Origin of the sequence: Paenibacillus sp. BIHB 4019 (assembly GCF_002741035.1) — a bacterium.
Taxonomy (GTDB): Bacteria; Bacillota; Bacilli; order Paenibacillales; family Paenibacillaceae; genus Pristimantibacillus.
Map to the genome: position 1 here is coordinate 6,385,860 of NZ_CP016808.1, position 17,620 is coordinate 6,403,479.

The window sequence follows — 17,620 nt, forward strand, 5'->3', positions numbered from 1 at the left end:
TCTCCTAATAAAATTAGCGGGTAAACGCTGCTGGTACGCCGCCGTCAATCGTCAGCATGCAGCCCGTCGTCTTCTCCGATTTCGATGAAGCAAAGAAAGCAATGCCTTCGGCAATATCACGCGGATAAATATTAACCAGCAGCGTCGTACGCTTGCGGTAATACTCTTCCAGCTGATCCGGCTCAATACCGTAAGCTGCTGCGCGCTCATTGCGCCAGCTGCCGTTCCAAATCGCCGAGCCTTGCAAAATAGCATCCGGCAGCACTGTGTTGACGCGAATGCCGAATTCGCCGCCCTCAGCTGCAATACAGCGGGCCAAATGAGCTTCCAGCGCTTTAGCGGAGCTGTAAGCCGATGCATTTTTACCTGCATATACCGAGTTTTTCGAGCCGATAAATACCATGTTGCCGCCGATGCCCTGTGTTTTCATTTGCTTAAACGCTTCACGAGCGACAAGGAAATAGCCTGTTCCCAGCACGTTCATGTTCAGGTTCCATTCCTTGAGCGAAGTTTCATCAAATGGGCTCGATGTAGCGAGGCCCGCATTGTTGACGATAATATCAACGCCGCCATAAGCAAGCGCCGTATCGGCATAAGCAGCAGCCACCTGCTCTTCGCTCGTTACATCCATTTTAACGGCAATCGCCCGGTTTTCGCCATACTTCTCATTAATTTCCGCCGCTACCTTCTCAGCGCCTTCAAGATTCAAATCTGCTAGCACCACATGCGCGCCTTCAGAAACGAGGCGGCGAGCTGTTTCGCTGCCGATTCCGCCAGCACCGCCGGTAATGAACGCCACTTTGCGGGAAAATTCGGTTTCAGCTGGAGCAAGCGACAATTTGTAAAGCTCAAGCGGCCAATATTCAACGTTGTAGGACTCATTTTCGCTAAGCGACACAAACTCGCCAAGAGCTGTTGCTCCTCTAATAACCGCAATCGCACGGTGGTAAAGCGCGCCGCTGACTTTGGAATTGGCCCAGCTTTTGCCCGTATTGATCATGCCTACGCCTGGAATTAAAATAACGCGCGGAGCCGCTTCAAACATAACATCGCCTTCATGCTTGTTGCGTTCAAAATATGCTTTGTATTGCTCTTTATAAGCAGCAATGCTTTCTTTCAGCTTCGCTTTAAGGCCTTCTACATCGTCTGCGTTAGGCGTCCAATCTACAAACAGTGGAACGACCTTCGTATGAACGAGGTGATCCGGGCAAGCAGCGCCTACTTGGGAAACGACTCCGGAGCTTTGTCCGCCTACAAATTGCAGCACATCGGCTTCGTCATCGAATGTCAAAATCATTTTCTTCTCGTCGCTTACTGCACCGCGAATCGTCGGCATTACTTGTGCCGCAATGCTTCTGCGGACATCAGCCGCAAGCGCCTCATGCTTTACGCCGCCAAACAGCTTCGCTTCATCAACGCGAGCTTCAATGTAAGCCTCTGCCTCGCTGATGATTTGAATTGTTTTTGCGTAGCATTCCTCTGACGTCTCGCCCCAAGTAACCAGACCGTGCTTCTCCATAAGCACCAGCTCAGCTTTCGGATTGGCAAGCACGCCCTCCGCGATCATTTTGGAAAGGGTAAAGCCAGGACGCACATAAGGAACCCAGACGAAACGGTAGCCGAAAATTTCTTTCGCTACCGCTTTGCCGTTGTCTGCGCAGCACAGGCTAATAATCGCATCCGGATGCGTGTGATCGACATGCTTGAACGGCAGGAACGCATGCAGCAGCGTTTCAATAGAAGCGCGCGGATGCTTGGAATCGATCATACAGTTAACAAGATACGCTACCATATCTTCATCAGACATTTCCGAGCGTTCGAACAATGGACGAATGTCTTCCATGCGAAGGCCAGTGAAATTGCCCGCTTTCATGGACGCAAGGTCGGAGCCGCTGCCTTTAACGAACATCACTTCCACATCACGGCCGCGGAAGTCCTTTACGATTGTTTTGGAGGAAGTGTTGCCGCCTCCCCAGTTACATACACGGCGATCAGCGCCAATAATATTAGAACGGTATACAAGTTCACCCAAACCTGCTTCAACTTCTGCTGCAAGAGAGGCATTCCATAAAGATTGTACCATTTTGCAAACCTCCGAAATCATATTTGTTTTTGCTTGTTTTTATACTATCATATTTGTTTGTCTTTGAATATACATATTTCAAACAAAAACAAAGATTTCGGACTTGAAAATACGCAAAGTAAAAATACTATGTTTAATCCCGCCTTGTAGCCCCACCAATACCCTCACATAGAAAAAAGACCACCCTGCACGAAGGATGGTCCATTACTAACTTTAGAGCGTGTATGCAAATGCAAATAAACCAAATGCAGATTCTGATTGAATTTCGCTTCAAACATGATTAGGAGCTGCGTCTGGTGAGGCAGCCTTGTGCATGGATTTTTGGCGGACACAGCGACTGCTAATTCAACTGAATCACACGTTATGACAGTAGCCGCGGACTCAGGAGACGCTAATGCGCTGCCAAACGGTATTTGATAGGATGACGAAGGCTATAACCGCATTCCTGTCCGCTTGCGGCCTCAAATCGGCTAAAAAGCCTAAATAGCGGAACCTCAGTCCTAAACAAATAGAGGCCGCCTATCCCGAGCTGCATGGTCCCTTTAACACTCGCTTGCTGAGCTACCTTAAGAGCCTTGTACCATCAGATGAGATTGGATTCAAATAAGCGCTGAGTAAGGAGCAGTAGCCCAAATTCGGTTTGCATGCATACCCCAGTTTCCAAAACAAAAAAACAACCGCCATAAATGACGGTTGCTCTCCTGAATGCCATATAAGCTGGCTAAAGGGCCAGCAGCCTAGTCTTCAATCGGTTCTTTCGATTCTACGACAACGATATCGCCGTAAATCTCTTCAAGCGCTACACCGACAAATTTCGCCGATCTTGGCGATTTAAGCTCGGATTTTTCCCCATTGCGCAGCATGCGCGCGCGTCTGGATGCTGCAACGACTAGCGAGTATTTGCTGTCGACTTTCTTAACCATTTCATCAATAGAAGGGTATAACATGTTCCATCTCCTCGCTTAGGCTTTCTCGATTGCAGCTGGCAGCTCGCCCAGCTCCGCTAAATATTTGCTTGCCTTGCAATGCTCGGCGGTAAGGATGCTCTCAATCCGGTAACAAGCCGCCTCAATCTCATCGTTCACGACCGCATAATCATAGTGGCTGAGCAGATTCATCTCTTCTTCCGCCACCGTCATCCGGTGGTTAATCGTGTCCTGCGTCTCCGTGCCACGCCCTGTAATGCGCTGCTTCAGCTCATCCAAAGATGGCGGCACGAGGAAAATAAACACGCCTTCCGGAAACTTTTCCTTAACCTTCAATGCGCCTTGAACTTCAATTTCCAAAATGACGTCCTGACCGCCTGCCAGTGTCCGTTCAACGAAATCGCGCGGCGTGCCGTAGCAATTGCCGACATACTCCGCATGCTCCAGCAAGGCATCACGAGCCATCATTTCCTGAAACTGCTCTCGGGTCTTAAAAAAATAGTTTACGCCATCAACTTCCCCTTGCCGCGGCAAACGAGTTGTCGCCGAAACAGAGTATACGAGATTAGGCATCTTTTTCCGCAGAACGGAGCAAACCGTCCCTTTACCTACGCCGGATGGACCGGACAATACAATTAACAATCCCTTATTCATAAGACTCCCCGTACTATTCGTCGTTATCGTCATCCTTAGTGGAAAGACGGTGTGCTACCGTCTCCGGCTGTACTGCTGATAGAATAACGTGGTCGCTGTCCGTAATAATTACCGCTCGCGTACGTCTTCCATATGTGGCGTCAATAAGCATATGACGGTCGCGCGCTTCCTGGATAATCCGCTTAATCGGCGCCGATTCGGGGCTCACGATTGAAATAATGCGGTTGGCTGACACAATGTTGCCAAAGCCAATATTAATTAGTTTAATAGCCAAGTAAGCTCCCCCTCCGGTCTCCCTCGTGCAACTGCCCGAATAAACAAGATATTAAGTATAAGTATTTGGACGATGAATGCACTCCACCTGCCAAATAACGGCAGAACTATTGCATTATTGTTGACGAAAAAAGTCCGGGGCATACGTTTTCCGCTAGGCGGACGTATAGACAACATCCGAACTGTACGACAGCCTGTCCTCGCCTTGCTATTCCAACCAGTCAGGGAGGCAGTATTCATTAGTATACATCTTAAATGATTTTGGCGCAACGAACAAGGGCAAAGCGCAAATTCTACCAAGGTGAAACGGCTGTCGCCTTCCTCTGGCGGCAAAGCTAACGTTTCGCGGTGAAATATAAGCCCATTTATAAATGTGAAACTTATAAATGCTTATATTTATGAAAATGGCACTTTCCCCTTATTCATTTCGATGCGATTAGCGATGAACGCCTGTTTTCTCCCAAACATATTCCGTAAGCTGGACCGCCATATCATAAAACATAAACGGTGTAATTAGATAAATGCCTTTGAAATGGAGCACCGCCTCATCGAGCAGCTCCTTGGCGATACGAACGCCTTCAGCGCGCCCCGCTTCCCCTTCAAGGCCTGCCATCCGCTGGCGAACTTCATCCGACAGCTGGATGCCCGGCACCTCATTGTGCAGGTACTCGGCATTTCGCCCGCTCGCAAGCGGCATAATACCGATAAAAACAGGAATCGGAAGATGTTTTGTCGCCTCTGCCACCTGTTTGATCAAAGCCGGATCGTAGACCGGCTGTGTCATAATGTAATCGGCGCCGGATTTGATTTTGCGCTCCAAACGCTGCACTGCTTTGTCCAAATGCTTCACATTCGGGTTGAAGGCGGCACCGACGATGAAATTCGCTTTTTGCTTCAGCGGCTTGCCGGAGAAGGCAATGCCTTCATTAAGCTGCTTCGTCATGCGGATCATCTCAAAGGAGGTGAAGTCATAGACGGAGCTGGAATCCGGCAAATCGCCAAAACGGGCCGGGTCGCCTGTTACCGCAAGCACATGGTCAATGCCCAGCGCGTCAAGGCCCATCAAGTGGGATTGCGTACCGATCAAATTGCGGTCCCGGCAGGCAATGTGCACGAGCGGCCGCAAGCCGACCTTCTCTTGCACGAGCGCTGCGAGCGCCAAATTGCTCATGCGCGTAACGGCTAGCGAATTATCCGCCATCGTAACAGCGTCCGTTCCACATGCCTTAAGCGCTGCTGCTCCCGCCATAAATTTGCTAATATCCAAATCGCGCGGCGGGTCCAGCTCGACAATTACGGTATGACGCTCGCGGACCGTATCCACGATGTTCGGCTCGCTTGGGATGCGTACATCCGGAATTTCCAGCTTCAGCGGAGGTTGTTCATTAATAACAATCGTCTCTGCTTCCAGAACGGCTGTGCCTGCTACTGCCTGCGAACCGCTTTGCGGTGAATAGTGGTTCAGCGCCGCTGCCATTGCAGCGACATGCTCAGGAGTCGTACCGCAGCAGCCACCGACAATGCGCGCTCCGTAATCCGCAAATTCGCGTGCAGATGCCGCAAAATATTCCGGCGTAGCCGCATACGTATATTTGCCATCCACATAATCGGGAATACCAGCGTTAGGAAAAATCGACAGCGGCCATGTGGCTTCCCCTTCAATCGCTTTCATCGCCCGCATAATCCCGTTCGGGCCGCTTCGGCAATTGAAGCCAACGACATCTGCGCCTTCCTCGGTAAGCTGGTCGAACGCCTGCTTCAAGCTTACGCCATCCTGTGTACGGCCAACGTCTTCAACCGCAAACTGGCAGATGACCGGAATATCCGTAAGCTTGCGGGCAATTCGCAGGGCAAGCAGCATTTCGTCTAGATCGTAAAACGTTTCAAGCATAAAACCGTCAACGCCCTCTGTCAGCAGCGCCGCCATTTGGCGTTCATATGCATCGCTCACGCGGACGGTTCTTGTATTTTTAAGCTTTCCGGCGCGAATCGAGCCGACCGCCCCAACTACGTAAGCATCCGGGCCGGATGCAGCGCGGGCAATGCGGACACCCGCACGATTAATCGCTTCCATTTCCGCTTCCAAACCGTAAATCGACAACTTTTCCAAGTTTGCCGAGAAGGTGTTCGTTTCAATAACCTGTGCTCCCGCTTCATAATAGCGGCGGTGAACATTTTCAATAACATCAGGACGCAAAATATTAAATTCCTCATACGAAACGCCGACAGGGAACCCCATCTGATACAGAAAGGTTCCCATTGCGCCATCCCCAGTTAAGATGCGCTCAGCGATTGCTGAGCGCAAATCCGGTTTGCTGTTCATCTCTCCCATAGCCGTGTCCGCCTTATAATGAGCCGCGGAAAACTTCTGCCGCTGGCCCTGTCATATATACGTGATTGTCCGCTTCATTCCATTCAATGAGCAGATCGCCGCCCTTCAGCGACACCGTTGCCGTCCGGTCTGTGTAGCCGTTGAGCACCGAAGCAACGACCGTCGCGCAGGCGCCTGTACCGCAAGCAAGCGTCGGGCCTGCACCGCGTTCCCAAACGCGCATTTCCGTATGCTCGCGGGAATTGACCGTTACAAACTCTACGTTGATTTTGCGCGGGAACATCGGATGGGTCTCCAGCTTGGGCCCCCATGCAGCCAAGTCGAAATTAGCCGCATCATCTACGTAAATAACGCAATGCGGATTGCCCATCGATACAGCAGTAAAGCGGAACTCATGGCCGTCTACCTCAATCGGATGCTCCACAACCTGCTCCTGGTCTACCGTTGTCGGCACCGCCAGGCCATTCAAAATCGGCTCGCCCATATCAACGCGAACGCTTTGAACTTTGCCGCCTTCTACTCTCAATTGCACTGCCTGTGCACCTGCGCCAAGCGTTTCAATCGTAATGAGCTCCTTATTGGTTAAGCCGTTGTCATACACGTATTTTGCAACGCAGCGAATCGCATTGCCGCATTGTTCTGCTTCAGAGCCGTCAGAATTGATGATGCGCATGCGGAAATCCGCATTTTCCGAAGGCAAAATGTATACAAGACCGTCTGCGCCAATACCGAAAAATCGGTTGCACAATTCGATCGCAAGCTGAGCTGCGTTATCAGGCAGCTGCTGCTCGCCCGCAATAACGATAAAATCATTTCCTAATCCATGCATTTTCGTGAAATTCATATGTGTACGCTCCTTTGCCGCGGCTATCATTGATAAATAAAAGATTCTGATTAATGATAGCATACCGCAAAGCTTGGATAAACACTATTCATTAAATACATCAACATTTGTACTTTTATGTTATCTGGTCGACATTTTGGAGCCAAACGTCAGCTTGCCCGATTGTTTTTTAGGCTTGGATGTGCCCAGCACGCTGCCAATTCCCATAAGGAACGTCGGAATTCCCGCTGCAACAAAGACGAGACACCATTCGCGCAGGCCAAGCGGCACCGTTTTGAAAATAGGCTGCAGCGGCTCAATGTAAAGCACGCCAAGCATCATAATGAGCGACGATAGCACAGCGAGCACCAAATAACGGTTTTGCAGCGGATTGCGGTGAAAAATCGAGCGCGAGCTGCGGCAGTCAAACACATGAATGAGCTGTGCCATTACGAGTGTTGCAAACGCGACGGTTTGCGCTTTAACCAAATGCTCCGTGCTTCCCGGCGCCTCAATCAGCGTAATCCAGAATGCCCCAAGCGTACATAAACCGATTAGCAAGCCGCGGCTGATGATTTTCCAACCAAGGCGGCGGGCAAAAATATTTTCCTTCGCCGAGCGCGGCTTCTGGTTCATTAAATCCTTCTCTGCCTGATCGACGCCAAGCGCCATCGCCGGCAGCCCGTCGGTCACCAAATTGACCCATAAAATTTGGATTGGCACGAGCGGCAGCGGCAAGCCAACCATCATAGCGAGCAGCATCGTCATAATTTCCCCGACATTAGAGGCCAGCAGGTAGCGGATAAATTTGCGGATATTTTCATAAATATTCCGCCCCTCTTCAATGGCTGAAACAATGGAAGCGAAATTGTCATCGCTCAAAATAAGGGCAGACGCTTCCTTGGATACATCCGTTCCGGTGATGCCCATAGATATGCCAATATCAGCCGCCTTGATTGCTGGCGCATCGTTTACCCCATCACCCGTCATTGCAACGACATGCCCTTGGCGCTGGAGCGATTTGACGATGCGCAGCTTATGCTCTGGAGACACGCGGGCATAAACGTATACATTGTCAACGAGTCGATCGAGCTGCTCATCGCTCATGCTTTCCAGCTGCTTGCCGCTCATCGCAATGCCTCCGCGCGGCATAATGCCCAGCTGTCCAGCGATGGCTTCCGCAGTCAACTGGTGGTCGCCTGTAATCATCACCGTCTTGATGCCTGCTCGGCGGCATACGGCGATCGCTTCTCTCGCTTCGCGGCGCGGCGGGTCAATCATGCCCGTTAGCCCTACAAATACAAGCTGGCTTTCCGCCTCCGCCTCGCTATTGCATTTATCCGTTGCCCGCAGGTCGCGATAGGCGAGACCGAGCACACGCAGCGCTGATTGGGCCATTTCTTCGCTGGCCTCGGCATATTTTTGCTTAAGCGTCCCTGTAAACGGCACAACCTTGCCATCCCACAGCACATAGCTGCACTGGTGCATGAGCACATCTGGTGCGCCCTTCGCATAAATGACGCGACCTCCTTGATGGGCAGCCAATACGGACATCAGCTTGCGCTCCGAATCGAACGGGAACTCCCGCTCCCGCTTGTAGAGCCCTTCCAGCGATTTGGCGGTCAAGCCGAGCTTCGCTGCCAGCACGACGAGCGCTCCTTCGGTCGGATCGCCATTGAGCACCCACTCCTGCTTGGCCTCCCCTGCGTTTTTGCTGCTGCGCTTGCGGCCATCCTCTGGCTCCACCTGATAAATCGATGCATTATTGCACAGCGCGGCAATTTGCAGCAGCCGTTTAAGCGAGGCGTCATGCTTCATATCGACGGGCTCCCCGCCCTCCAAAATCGCTCCGACAGGCTCATAGCCCTGCCCGGTCACATCCAGGCGGCGACCGCCCATCCAAATGGTCGTGACGGTCATTTTATTTTGCGTCAGCGTGCCTGTTTTGTCTGAGCAAATAACCGAGGCACAGCCAAGCGTCTCTACCGACGGCAGCTTACGGACGATAGCCTTGCGCTTAATCATCCGCTGCACGCCAAGCGCGAGCGCAATCGTCACAATAGCGGGCAGCCCTTCGGGAATAGCGGCTACAGCAAGGCTGACGCCAGCCAGAAACATGCCATAAGCAGGCTGTCCATGCAAAATTCCTGCTACAACAACGATAATCGTCAGGCCAATGGCGACGGCGATCAAAATTTTGCCCAACTGCTCCAGCCTATGCTGCAGCGGCGTTTCCATCGACTCCGTCTGCTGGATAAGCTCGGCAATCGTGCCCATCTCCGTCTTCATTCCGGTACGAATGACCATGCCCTTCGCAGTGCCTCGTGTGACCATCGTGCCCATAAACCCAATATTGCGCTGATCGCCGAGCGGCAGCTCCGCTTCGGAAATCGCCATCGCATGCTTGCCGACTGGCACCGACTCGCCCGTTAAGGCAGACTCCTCCGTATAGCAGCTGTTCGCCTCAAGCAGCCGCACATCAGCAGGAATCCGGTCCCCGCTCTCCAGCACAATGACATCGCCAACGACCAGGTCCTTGGCTGGAATGTCCATCATTTGCCCGCCGCGCAGCACCTTGGCCGACGGGGCCGACATTTCTTTTAGCGCATGCAGCGACTTTTCCGCCCGAAACTCCTGCACGAAGCCGAGCACGGAATTAATGACGATAATGGCGATAATCGTTACCGCATCCAAATATTCGCCCAAAAGCCCTGATATAAGAGTAGCGCCCATGAGCACCAATACCATAAAATCCTTGAACTGATTGAGAAACAGCATGATCGGCGATACCCGCTTGCCCTCGGTCAGCTCATTGTGCCCATCCCGCTGCAACCTCTCCGCCGCTTCAGCGGCAGCCAGCCCCTGCTCCGGGATGCTGTTCAGCGCTTGCGTCAGCTCCCCTTTACCCAATTGATGCCATTTCAATTGTTCCATCGCTTCTTTTCCCTCCCGTATATGCCTCAGCGCCCCTCGGACAGCCTCTCAAGCCTAAATGTATTCGGACAACCCGCAAAATATCCCAACAAGGGGTTAAGTTTTTGCTTCAACTATGGCATGATAGAGAGATACGTACCGATTTCAGGAGCCCTTCAGTGACCTGAAACATAAAGGAGCTAGCGAATTATGGCCTTAGACGGCATTGTCATACATGCAATTACCGATGATTTGCAGCGCTGCATTGGCGCCCGCATTCATAAAATCCATCAGCCGACAGCAAACGACCTCATCTTCAGCATTCGCGGAGCCGGAATGAGCGGCAAGCTGCTGCTGTCCGCCAATCCCACCTATCCGCGGCTTCATTGGACGACGGGCACATACGTCAATCCAATGGAAGCCCCGATGTTCTGCATGCTGCTGCGCAAATACTGCGAGGGCGGCGTCATTGAAGCAATCAGCCAAATCGGACGCGAACGAATTATACATATCGATATCCGGCACCGCGACGAGCTCGGCGACTTATCGTTGAAACGCATTGTTATAGAAATTATGGGGCGGCACAGCAACATTATTTTGCTGGACCCGGCTACGGGCATCATCCATGACGGCATCCATCATGTCACGCCTTCCATCAGCAGCTTCCGCATCGTCATGCCGGGCAGCAGCTACGTCTCTCCCCCTGACCAAGGTAAGCTTGATCCATTTGCTATTGCCCAAGAGGACCAGTTCCGCGAAGCGCTTCGCAAGCCGGAGCCAGATCATACGCAAGCAGCTGGCGCTGAAGCTGACAGCACGCAAGCAGTAGAGAAGCAAGCTAGTGCAGATGCTCCCGTTTTTCAGCAGCTTGTAGAAGCTTTCAGCGGTTTGAGCCCGCTGCTTGCCAAGGAGATTGCGTACCGCGCTAATGATTCCGAAGCTGCCTTATGGCAAAGCTTTTCAGAGTTAATGGACAAAGCAAAGCGGGGAGAATTTGAGCCCGCCATCGTAACGAACGCGAAAGGCAAAGCTTATTTTTCCCTCACGGCGCTCACTCATTTGGAAGGGGAAACCGCAAGCTTCCCTAACGTCAGCGAAATGCTCGAAGCGTTCTATGGCGATAAAGCCGAACGGGATACGGTGAAGCAGCGCGCCTCCGATCTGATTCGTTTTGTGCAAAACGAAAAAGCCAAAAACATTAAAAAAATCGACAAGCTGGAAGAAACGTTGGTGGATGCGCATGATGCCGATAAATACCGCGTCCTTGGCGAACTGCTTACCGCCTACATGCATCAAATCCAGCGCGGGGATAAAGCAGCGACATTGGTTAACTTTTATGATGAAAATCAAGCGACGGTCACGATAGAGCTGGATCCGCAGCTCACACCGTCTGACAATGCGCAGCGTTATTTCCGCCGCTATACGAAGCATAAGAACAGCATTGCTGTCGTTGGCGAACAGATGGAGCTGGCGAAGGCAGAAATCGATTATTTGTCCTCCCTGCTTCAGCAGCTGGATAATGCGTCGCTTGCCGACACGGAAGAAATTCGCGAGGAGCTCGTTGCGCAGGGCTACCTGAGGGATCGCGGCAGCAAGCGTGGAGCGAAACGCAAAAAGGCGGCCCAGCCTTCTCTGCTCTGTTACACCTCTTCGGAAAATATTGCGATTTACGTAGGCAAAAACAATACGCAAAACGAATATTTGACGAACCGTCTCGCCTCTTCCTCCGACACTTGGCTGCATACAAAGGACATCCCGGGCTCGCATGTCGTCATCCGCGGGGGCAGCTTTGGCGATGCTACACTTGAAGAGGCAGCTATGCTGGCAGCGCATTACAGTCAAGCAAGATCGTCCAGCATGATTCCCGTGGACTACACGATGATTCGCCATGTGCATAAGCCAAGCGGCGCCAAGCCGGGCTTCGTCATCTATGATCATCAGAAGACGCTTTTCATTACGCCAGACGAACAGCGCATTAAAGCATTGCCTTCAAAAATCACCTAATTAAAGCAGTAGGCTGCAAAAGGCCAGCCTCCTCTGTACAACTTGGCCTTGCCTGCATGGCCTAAATTGCCTGCACGCCATAAAAAAGGACGTGAACCCGCTGCTAAGCACAGCTGGTCACGTCCTTTTCATTTAAAAAGACCTATCTTTACGAACTCATATCGTTCAAGTTCAATCCAGATTTCAATTGCTCCAAGACGCCCGCATCCACCGTCCGGCTGCCAATTGCCCCGTGAAATACTTTGCCTTCCCGTTCGCCGTGGTAATCAGAGCCTCCAGTTACAATCAAGCCGTATTGCTCCGCAAGCTGCAAATATCTCGCTTCCTCCTGCGGGCCATGATCGGAATGATAAACCTCAATGCCTTGAACGCCGCCACTGCGAATCAATTCCTCCACCAGCTCGTCGTTGCTGTATAAGCCAGGATGAGCCAGCACGCTCACGCCACCCGCTTCCTTGATCCAGGTAATCGCTTCATAAGGATTCACGCGAGGCGGATTGACATAGGCTGCGCTTCCCGAAGCCAGATAACGGTCAAACGCCTCCCGCATGGTGGAGACAGCCCCTTTGCGAATGAGCAGCTCCGCTATATGCGGACGGCCTACCGTCTTCCCGCCCGCCGCGTCGCCAGAGTGCTCCAGCGCGACCGCTGTAACCTCCTCCAGCGTGATGTCGATGCCCAGCTCTACCAGCTTGGCAACGATTAGCTCATTGCGTTTGTCGCGAACTGAACGCAGCCCCGTAAGGCGCTGCTGCCATAATGGATCCCGCCAATTCGCATAATAGCCGAGCACATGAATGTCCTGGCCATCTGCCACCGTGCTTAGCTCTACTCCTGGCACCACCGTGATGCCTAATCGTTCGCCTTCCGCCAGCGCCTCTTCCACCCCAGCCATCGTATCATGGTCGGTTATTGCAATAGCCGCCAGCCCTGCTGCTTTTGCTAGCTGCACATTGTAGCTTGGTGAGCCTGTACCGTCGGAAGCCGTCGTATGTGTATGCAAATCAGCTTGTCTCATCTCACTGCTCCTCATAGCCATTTTCTCAAATCATTTTCTCTCAGAAACGTTAAAAAAGTGACCGCCGAAATCGGCAGCAGCGCGGATTTCAAATATATCGAATAAAACTGCCGTTTAAATTTCGTATCTACAATCGGCACGCTGTGCAACAAGCCTAGCGCAATTTCATGCTTCGTCGATGAGGAGGACAGAAAAGATATGCCTAAGCCCGCTTCTACCGCACATTTTACCGCGCCGGTGCTTCCAAGATCCATGACGACCTTAAGATCGGAAGGATCAATATTTTTGCGCTTCAGCTGCTCTTCCATCACAAGCCTCGTTCCAGAGCCTTGCTCACGCAGCACAAAAGGATAGCTGGCCGCCTCTGTCAGCGTCACATCCGTCCGCCCCGCTAGCGGGTGGCCCTGGGGCACTACGAGGTGCAGCTCATCGCTCATGACGGCCTCCATCTGCATATCCGGATGATTGACAGGCGCTTCAATAAGCCCAAAATTCAACTGATGATTAATGATATCCTCCATAATTTGCGCCGTGTTCATCACCTTCATGCTGATGGCAATGTCCGGATAAGCTTGACCGAAAGGACCGAGCAGCCGCGGAAGTATGTATTCTCCAATCGTCAGACTGCCTCCAAGCAGCAGCCGTCCCTTTAATTGCTTTGTAAACAAGCTCATCGCTTGATCTGTATCTCTAATTAGCTCAATGCTGCGTCTCGCGTACGGCATCAGCTCCTGCCCCGCTTCCGTCAGCTCAATTCGCTTTGTTGAACGCAGCAGCAGCTTCGTGCCAAAATAATCCTCCAGCGACTGAACCTGCATGGTCACGGCCGGCTGGGTCATATGGAGCGCTTGCGCCGCAGCCGAAAAGCTGCCCCGTTCCGCGACGGTATAAAAAATATGCAGTTGATGAAAATTAAGCGCCATCTGGCCGACCACCCTTTCCTTTGCCCTATATTATACTATATGGCTAGGCTAAAACGCACGAAAAAGCGCAACTCTCGTTCATCGCACGGCTGGCTGCTGCTTCACCATGCTTGCGAATCGAAGATGCGCTTTTATTTTTAATTCCGTATAAGGGCCCGTTTATTTCTTCTTGCGGCTATTTTTAACGAGCGTCATTCGCCGGGAATGGCGCAGCCAGGAATAGTAGGATTTCAAATCTCGAAGCTCCATCGTCTCCGACATGCGGCCGAGAAAGGTCACGATAATCATTTTGTGCAGCGGGTTCCCCAAGATGTCCGTATCTGTCAGGGAAGGCGAAAATTCAGCTACGAAAACCAAATCATTGTCAATTAAATAGACATCCTGCTCATTGCGGTAATACGACTCGATTCTGCCCTGCTTCAAGCATTCCCACAAAAATTCTGCGATGTCCTCATAGCCAGTTTTCTCATGTTCAACTCGATCAATCCAGCGGCTACGGGCATGATTCGTAATGACAATATCAGAAACTTTCATATCGCCCAGATCGACATAGAACGTTTCATAGGTGCTCCATCGTTTCGTCAACTTGTCCTTCATCACGAACCCTCCTCCTAAAGAACCAGGCCTTTATGACTAATATATCAAGTATTTTACCATGATTGACCGATTTTACAACAGAAAAAATGCTGAATCTCAAAAATAACAGTTGACGTGACGCCGCCGCGACCGCGGTTCTGATTATGATCCCGCCACAGGCTTGCTAACTCAGCGTTTCGCTTTCCTTTTCCGAAATCATTTTTTAGCTTCTCTCTTACGGAGACTACTTTCATTATATTGCTAGGCATAAAAAAATAGCCCGGGTGGTTGTACCCCACCCGGGCTATTGCGCACAGCTTGTTCGCTGCCAGCAGCTACATGCTGTAAAATCTTGTTTTGTCTTCACTGTCTTTCGTATATTCCGTTCGCAGCTCATTCCGGAAGGAACGTTCAATTCTGCGAACGAAAGGCAAACGTCCAATATTGCGCAGCACTTCTTCGGCACGTTCGGCATTTACGTAGATGACGACATAGTGCATTTTGCGCGACATGTAATGAACGGTGCCGTGTTTTTCTAGCGATCTGGCCGCCTTTAGGTCACTGACCCATATAATATAACCCGTCCGTTCAGGTAACAATACGATTCCCTCCACAAGTGTAAAATTCACACCGAGCAGAGCCGCCTAGCCGCAACCGCCGCTTCCACAGCCACATGATCCGCCGCTTCCGCAACCGCCGCCGCTTGCTTCATTGCTCGGCACTTTAATCGTGTCCGATACTGATTCAGCAATGGTCCGTGATACCTCAAACAGCATCGTATCAACAGCCTGCTCCGCTGATTTGAATCGAACGACCGCCTCGATTTGGGCGAGCTCGGCTTCAACCAGCTTAATTTTATCTTTGGCTGCATGAAAATCCGGATGAAAACGCCCAAAACGCTGGCATTCCTCAAACAGCTCTTTCGCCTTTTCAAACTTCCTGGTCAGCGCCTTAACATCAGCATCCTCGCTGACCGCGTCTTTCCAATATAAATATTCGGCAACTTCAGCCGACTGATTAATCCAATCACCCAGCTCGTAAGCACAAAGCAGCAGCGACGCCATATCGAGCGAAGAAACACCGCTTGCACCTTCAGGGTGTATGGGTAGAACAGCCGAGAGCTCCTTAGTAGCAGGCATTTTTCCACCTCATCTCATTCGCTTACTTCCTTATCTATCATAGCATACTAGCTTAAATAGTACATACCATTTTATGTATGAAAATTAATTCCTGGAACAAGCAGCCGCATAGCCTGCCAGCTTTCAGGCGACAACCTCACGCTGGCTCCATATTGCGCGCCTGAGAAGCTGCCCGTAACAGACCAACTATTGGATTCGGCATGCAGCTCCCAAGGTACAAAAACAGCCATTCCATCCTCCAAATGCAGCTCGACAGGTGTTTGCCACTGAAGCGCACGCTCCATCATCTCCCGGCTTGTGGAATGATGGTAGGCGCGGCGCTGGTTCAGCCAGCTTGCGGGAATTTGCTTTAGCCCCGCATAGCTTCCCTGCTTGTCCTCCTCATCATGCTGAATAAGCTCATAATGGCCCAGCCAGTCCTCATGCTCTGCTCTGGGTGCAGCCACTCCATTATCGGGATACAGCCGGAAACCAGCGACTAGCTGCTGCTGGGAGCTATCCTGAAAGGAAGGATATTGCCTGCCGTCTCCGAAGCTCCCTGCACCCGCCACTGGCTTGTCCAGCTGGCCCAACTTGCTTCCCCAGTCTCGCAGCAGCGGAGCTGCTTCTGCTGCTGCGTCCTTGCTCCCGGAAGCCCATTCGAGAAAAGCGAGCAGCGCTGCTTCCGTTCGGCCAAAAGCCATTGCCCGTTCGATCGACTTGCGGCTAAGCCGGTACAGCCCTTGCTGTTCCTCGTTCACTCGTTCGGCCATAAGCTCCAGCTCCCAGCGAATACGCCCGTCACATTCCGGAAGGACGATAATTTCCCCATTTGGCTGCACGATGACAGCTTCGCTTTCACTAGTAAGCGGTGTTGATGATCGGTCTGTTCCGGGCTGGGGATCTATCATCCAGCGAAACCAGCTGCGCTCTCCGGGCCCTTCGATTCGCTCAAGCCAGCCGAAAGCATGCAGCGTGTCCAACCACCCCAGCAGCTGCTGCTTATCGCCCAAAGGCAATTGTCCAGCCGCAGCTGCAACAGCCTCGCCCTGCACCTGATACAGCCACGCTTCGGCCTCATACCAAGGCCCCATAGTTAGTGCAGACAATGCCGATGCGCCATGCGCCAAAAGCGGCTTTCTATATAAATAATGCTCCACAATCAGGCTGTGAAGACAAGCCTCTCGGGCAAAGCTGTTTAAAATCAGCCATTGCTCCAGCTTATCCTTTACCCATATGAGCCGCCCCTCTTCCTCCTCCAGCACGCCTAAACTTATAGCCGTTTCCAAAATAAAGGCAGATATGCGTCCGTATTGGCGTACCCGATCGTCCGATACATTCAAGCAAGCGATATTTTCCTCCGTAAGCGTAACGGAGATTCCCAGGCGGGCAATTATTTTTTTAGGCAAAATCCCTTTATTCGTCAGTGCAAGCCCGCTTCGCGCAAGCTCCGTCCACGCATCAAGCAATTGAAGTCCCAGCAGTCTGCCAGAGGCTCGAAACTGCACCTCGCCTTCTGCCAAAGCATCCATCGCCTTCGCCTCCAGCTGGCAGGGAAACACCAGCTGCTGCCATAGCGCAAAGCTGTCGCGAGGCACAAAATAAATGCGCTCGCCCCAATTGCGGCTTACCGAAAATACGAGCCCGCCGCGCTGCAGCTCCGCTAAAGCCCAGCGAAACTCCGCGCCTGACATGCACGCCTGCTTCGGGCCAAGGCGAAAAAGCCTCTCCTCAGGAGCTGGATCAGCGCCAGCAAGCTTTATGACCGCTTTCAGCGCCGCAAGCGTCGTAGAAGAGAGCGATTGAATCGCCTCAAGCATGGAGCGGCGATCTTTAACCGCATCGCTCCACTGCTTATTTTCTTTAGCTGCATACCACCACATCGGCGCTTCCATAAATGTTTGCTGCCGATAATCCGTCAGCTTGTCGGCGAGCTCGTGGACGTACATTTTTTTCTCCCCCTACATCGTTTGCCTC

General features: G+C 51.8%; 14 protein-coding genes. 1 reads left to right on the forward strand and 13 read right to left on the reverse strand.

Annotated features, from left to right (window positions below; all coding sequences use genetic code 11):
• Positions 1–13: 13 nt before the first annotated feature.
• The 7 genes from BBD42_RS27735 to BBD42_RS27765 form a co-directional block, all read right to left on the reverse strand.
• On the reverse strand, positions 14–2,083 hold the full coding sequence (locus BBD42_RS27735) for a bifunctional aldolase/short-chain dehydrogenase (protein WP_099520797.1): 2,070 nt from the start codon (positions 2,081–2,083) through the stop codon (positions 14–16).
• A 737-nt stretch (positions 2,084–2,820) separates the two neighbouring features.
• Complete coding sequence (rpoZ, locus tag BBD42_RS27740; protein ID WP_056038602.1) at positions 2,821–3,030, reverse strand: DNA-directed RNA polymerase subunit omega; 210 nt, start codon at positions 3,028–3,030, stop codon at positions 2,821–2,823.
• A 15-nt stretch (positions 3,031–3,045) separates the two neighbouring features.
• A complete protein-coding gene (gmk, locus tag BBD42_RS27745; protein WP_099520798.1) occupies positions 3,046–3,663 on the reverse strand; it encodes a guanylate kinase in 618 nt (205 codons plus the stop codon).
• Positions 3,664–3,676: 13 nt separating this feature from the next.
• Positions 3,677–3,937 carry an extracellular matrix/biofilm regulator RemA gene (gene remA, locus BBD42_RS27750; protein WP_005548256.1) on the reverse strand — a complete coding sequence of 87 codons (261 nt, stop codon included), beginning with the start codon at positions 3,935–3,937 and terminating at the stop codon, positions 3,677–3,679.
• Between the two features lie 435 nt (positions 3,938–4,372).
• Positions 4,373–6,268 carry a bifunctional homocysteine S-methyltransferase/methylenetetrahydrofolate reductase gene (locus BBD42_RS27755; protein WP_237163250.1) on the reverse strand — a complete coding sequence of 632 codons (1,896 nt, stop codon included), beginning with the start codon at positions 6,266–6,268 and terminating at the stop codon, positions 4,373–4,375.
• A gap of 13 nt (positions 6,269–6,281) precedes the next feature.
• On the reverse strand, positions 6,282–7,112 hold the full coding sequence (gene dapF / locus BBD42_RS27760) for a diaminopimelate epimerase (RefSeq protein ID WP_056038606.1): 831 nt from the start codon (positions 7,110–7,112) through the stop codon (positions 6,282–6,284).
• 120 nt (positions 7,113–7,232) lie between these two features.
• The gene (locus tag BBD42_RS27765; RefSeq protein WP_099520799.1) at positions 7,233–10,025 is read right to left on the reverse strand and encodes a calcium-translocating P-type ATPase, SERCA-type; all 2,793 of its coding nucleotides are present in this window, start codon (positions 10,023–10,025) and stop codon (positions 7,233–7,235) included.
• A gap of 189 nt (positions 10,026–10,214) precedes the next feature.
• Between BBD42_RS27765 and BBD42_RS27770 the strand changes: the two genes are divergently transcribed.
• Entirely contained in the window at positions 10,215–12,008 is a 1,794-nt protein-coding gene (locus tag BBD42_RS27770) for an Rqc2 family fibronectin-binding protein (RefSeq protein WP_099520800.1), read from the forward strand.
• 148 nt (positions 12,009–12,156) lie between these two features.
• Here the strand turns inward: BBD42_RS27770 and BBD42_RS27775 are convergent, their stop codons facing one another.
• From BBD42_RS27775 to BBD42_RS27800, 6 genes are all read right to left on the reverse strand, one after another.
• Positions 12,157–13,026 (reverse strand): PHP domain-containing protein, encoded by an 870-nt coding sequence (locus tag BBD42_RS27775; RefSeq protein ID WP_237163251.1) that lies wholly within the window; start codon positions 13,024–13,026, stop codon positions 12,157–12,159.
• Between the two features lie 11 nt (positions 13,027–13,037).
• Positions 13,038–13,949 (reverse strand): selenium metabolism-associated LysR family transcriptional regulator, encoded by a 912-nt coding sequence (locus BBD42_RS27780; RefSeq protein ID WP_046230589.1) that lies wholly within the window; start codon positions 13,947–13,949, stop codon positions 13,038–13,040.
• 159 nt (positions 13,950–14,108) lie between these two features.
• Positions 14,109–14,546 carry a hypothetical protein gene (locus tag BBD42_RS27785; protein WP_046230588.1) on the reverse strand — a complete coding sequence of 146 codons (438 nt, stop codon included), beginning with the start codon at positions 14,544–14,546 and terminating at the stop codon, positions 14,109–14,111.
• Between the two features lie 314 nt (positions 14,547–14,860).
• Complete coding sequence (locus BBD42_RS27790) at positions 14,861–15,124, reverse strand: YlbG family protein (RefSeq protein WP_046230587.1); 264 nt, start codon at positions 15,122–15,124, stop codon at positions 14,861–14,863.
• Positions 15,125–15,169: 45 nt separating this feature from the next.
• The gene (locus BBD42_RS27795) at positions 15,170–15,664 is read right to left on the reverse strand and encodes a YlbF/YmcA family competence regulator (protein WP_081418931.1); all 495 of its coding nucleotides are present in this window, start codon (positions 15,662–15,664) and stop codon (positions 15,170–15,172) included.
• A 71-nt stretch (positions 15,665–15,735) separates the two neighbouring features.
• Entirely contained in the window at positions 15,736–17,592 is a 1,857-nt protein-coding gene (locus tag BBD42_RS27800) for a helicase-associated domain-containing protein (protein WP_099520802.1), read from the reverse strand.
• Positions 17,593–17,620: the final 28 nt, after the last annotated feature.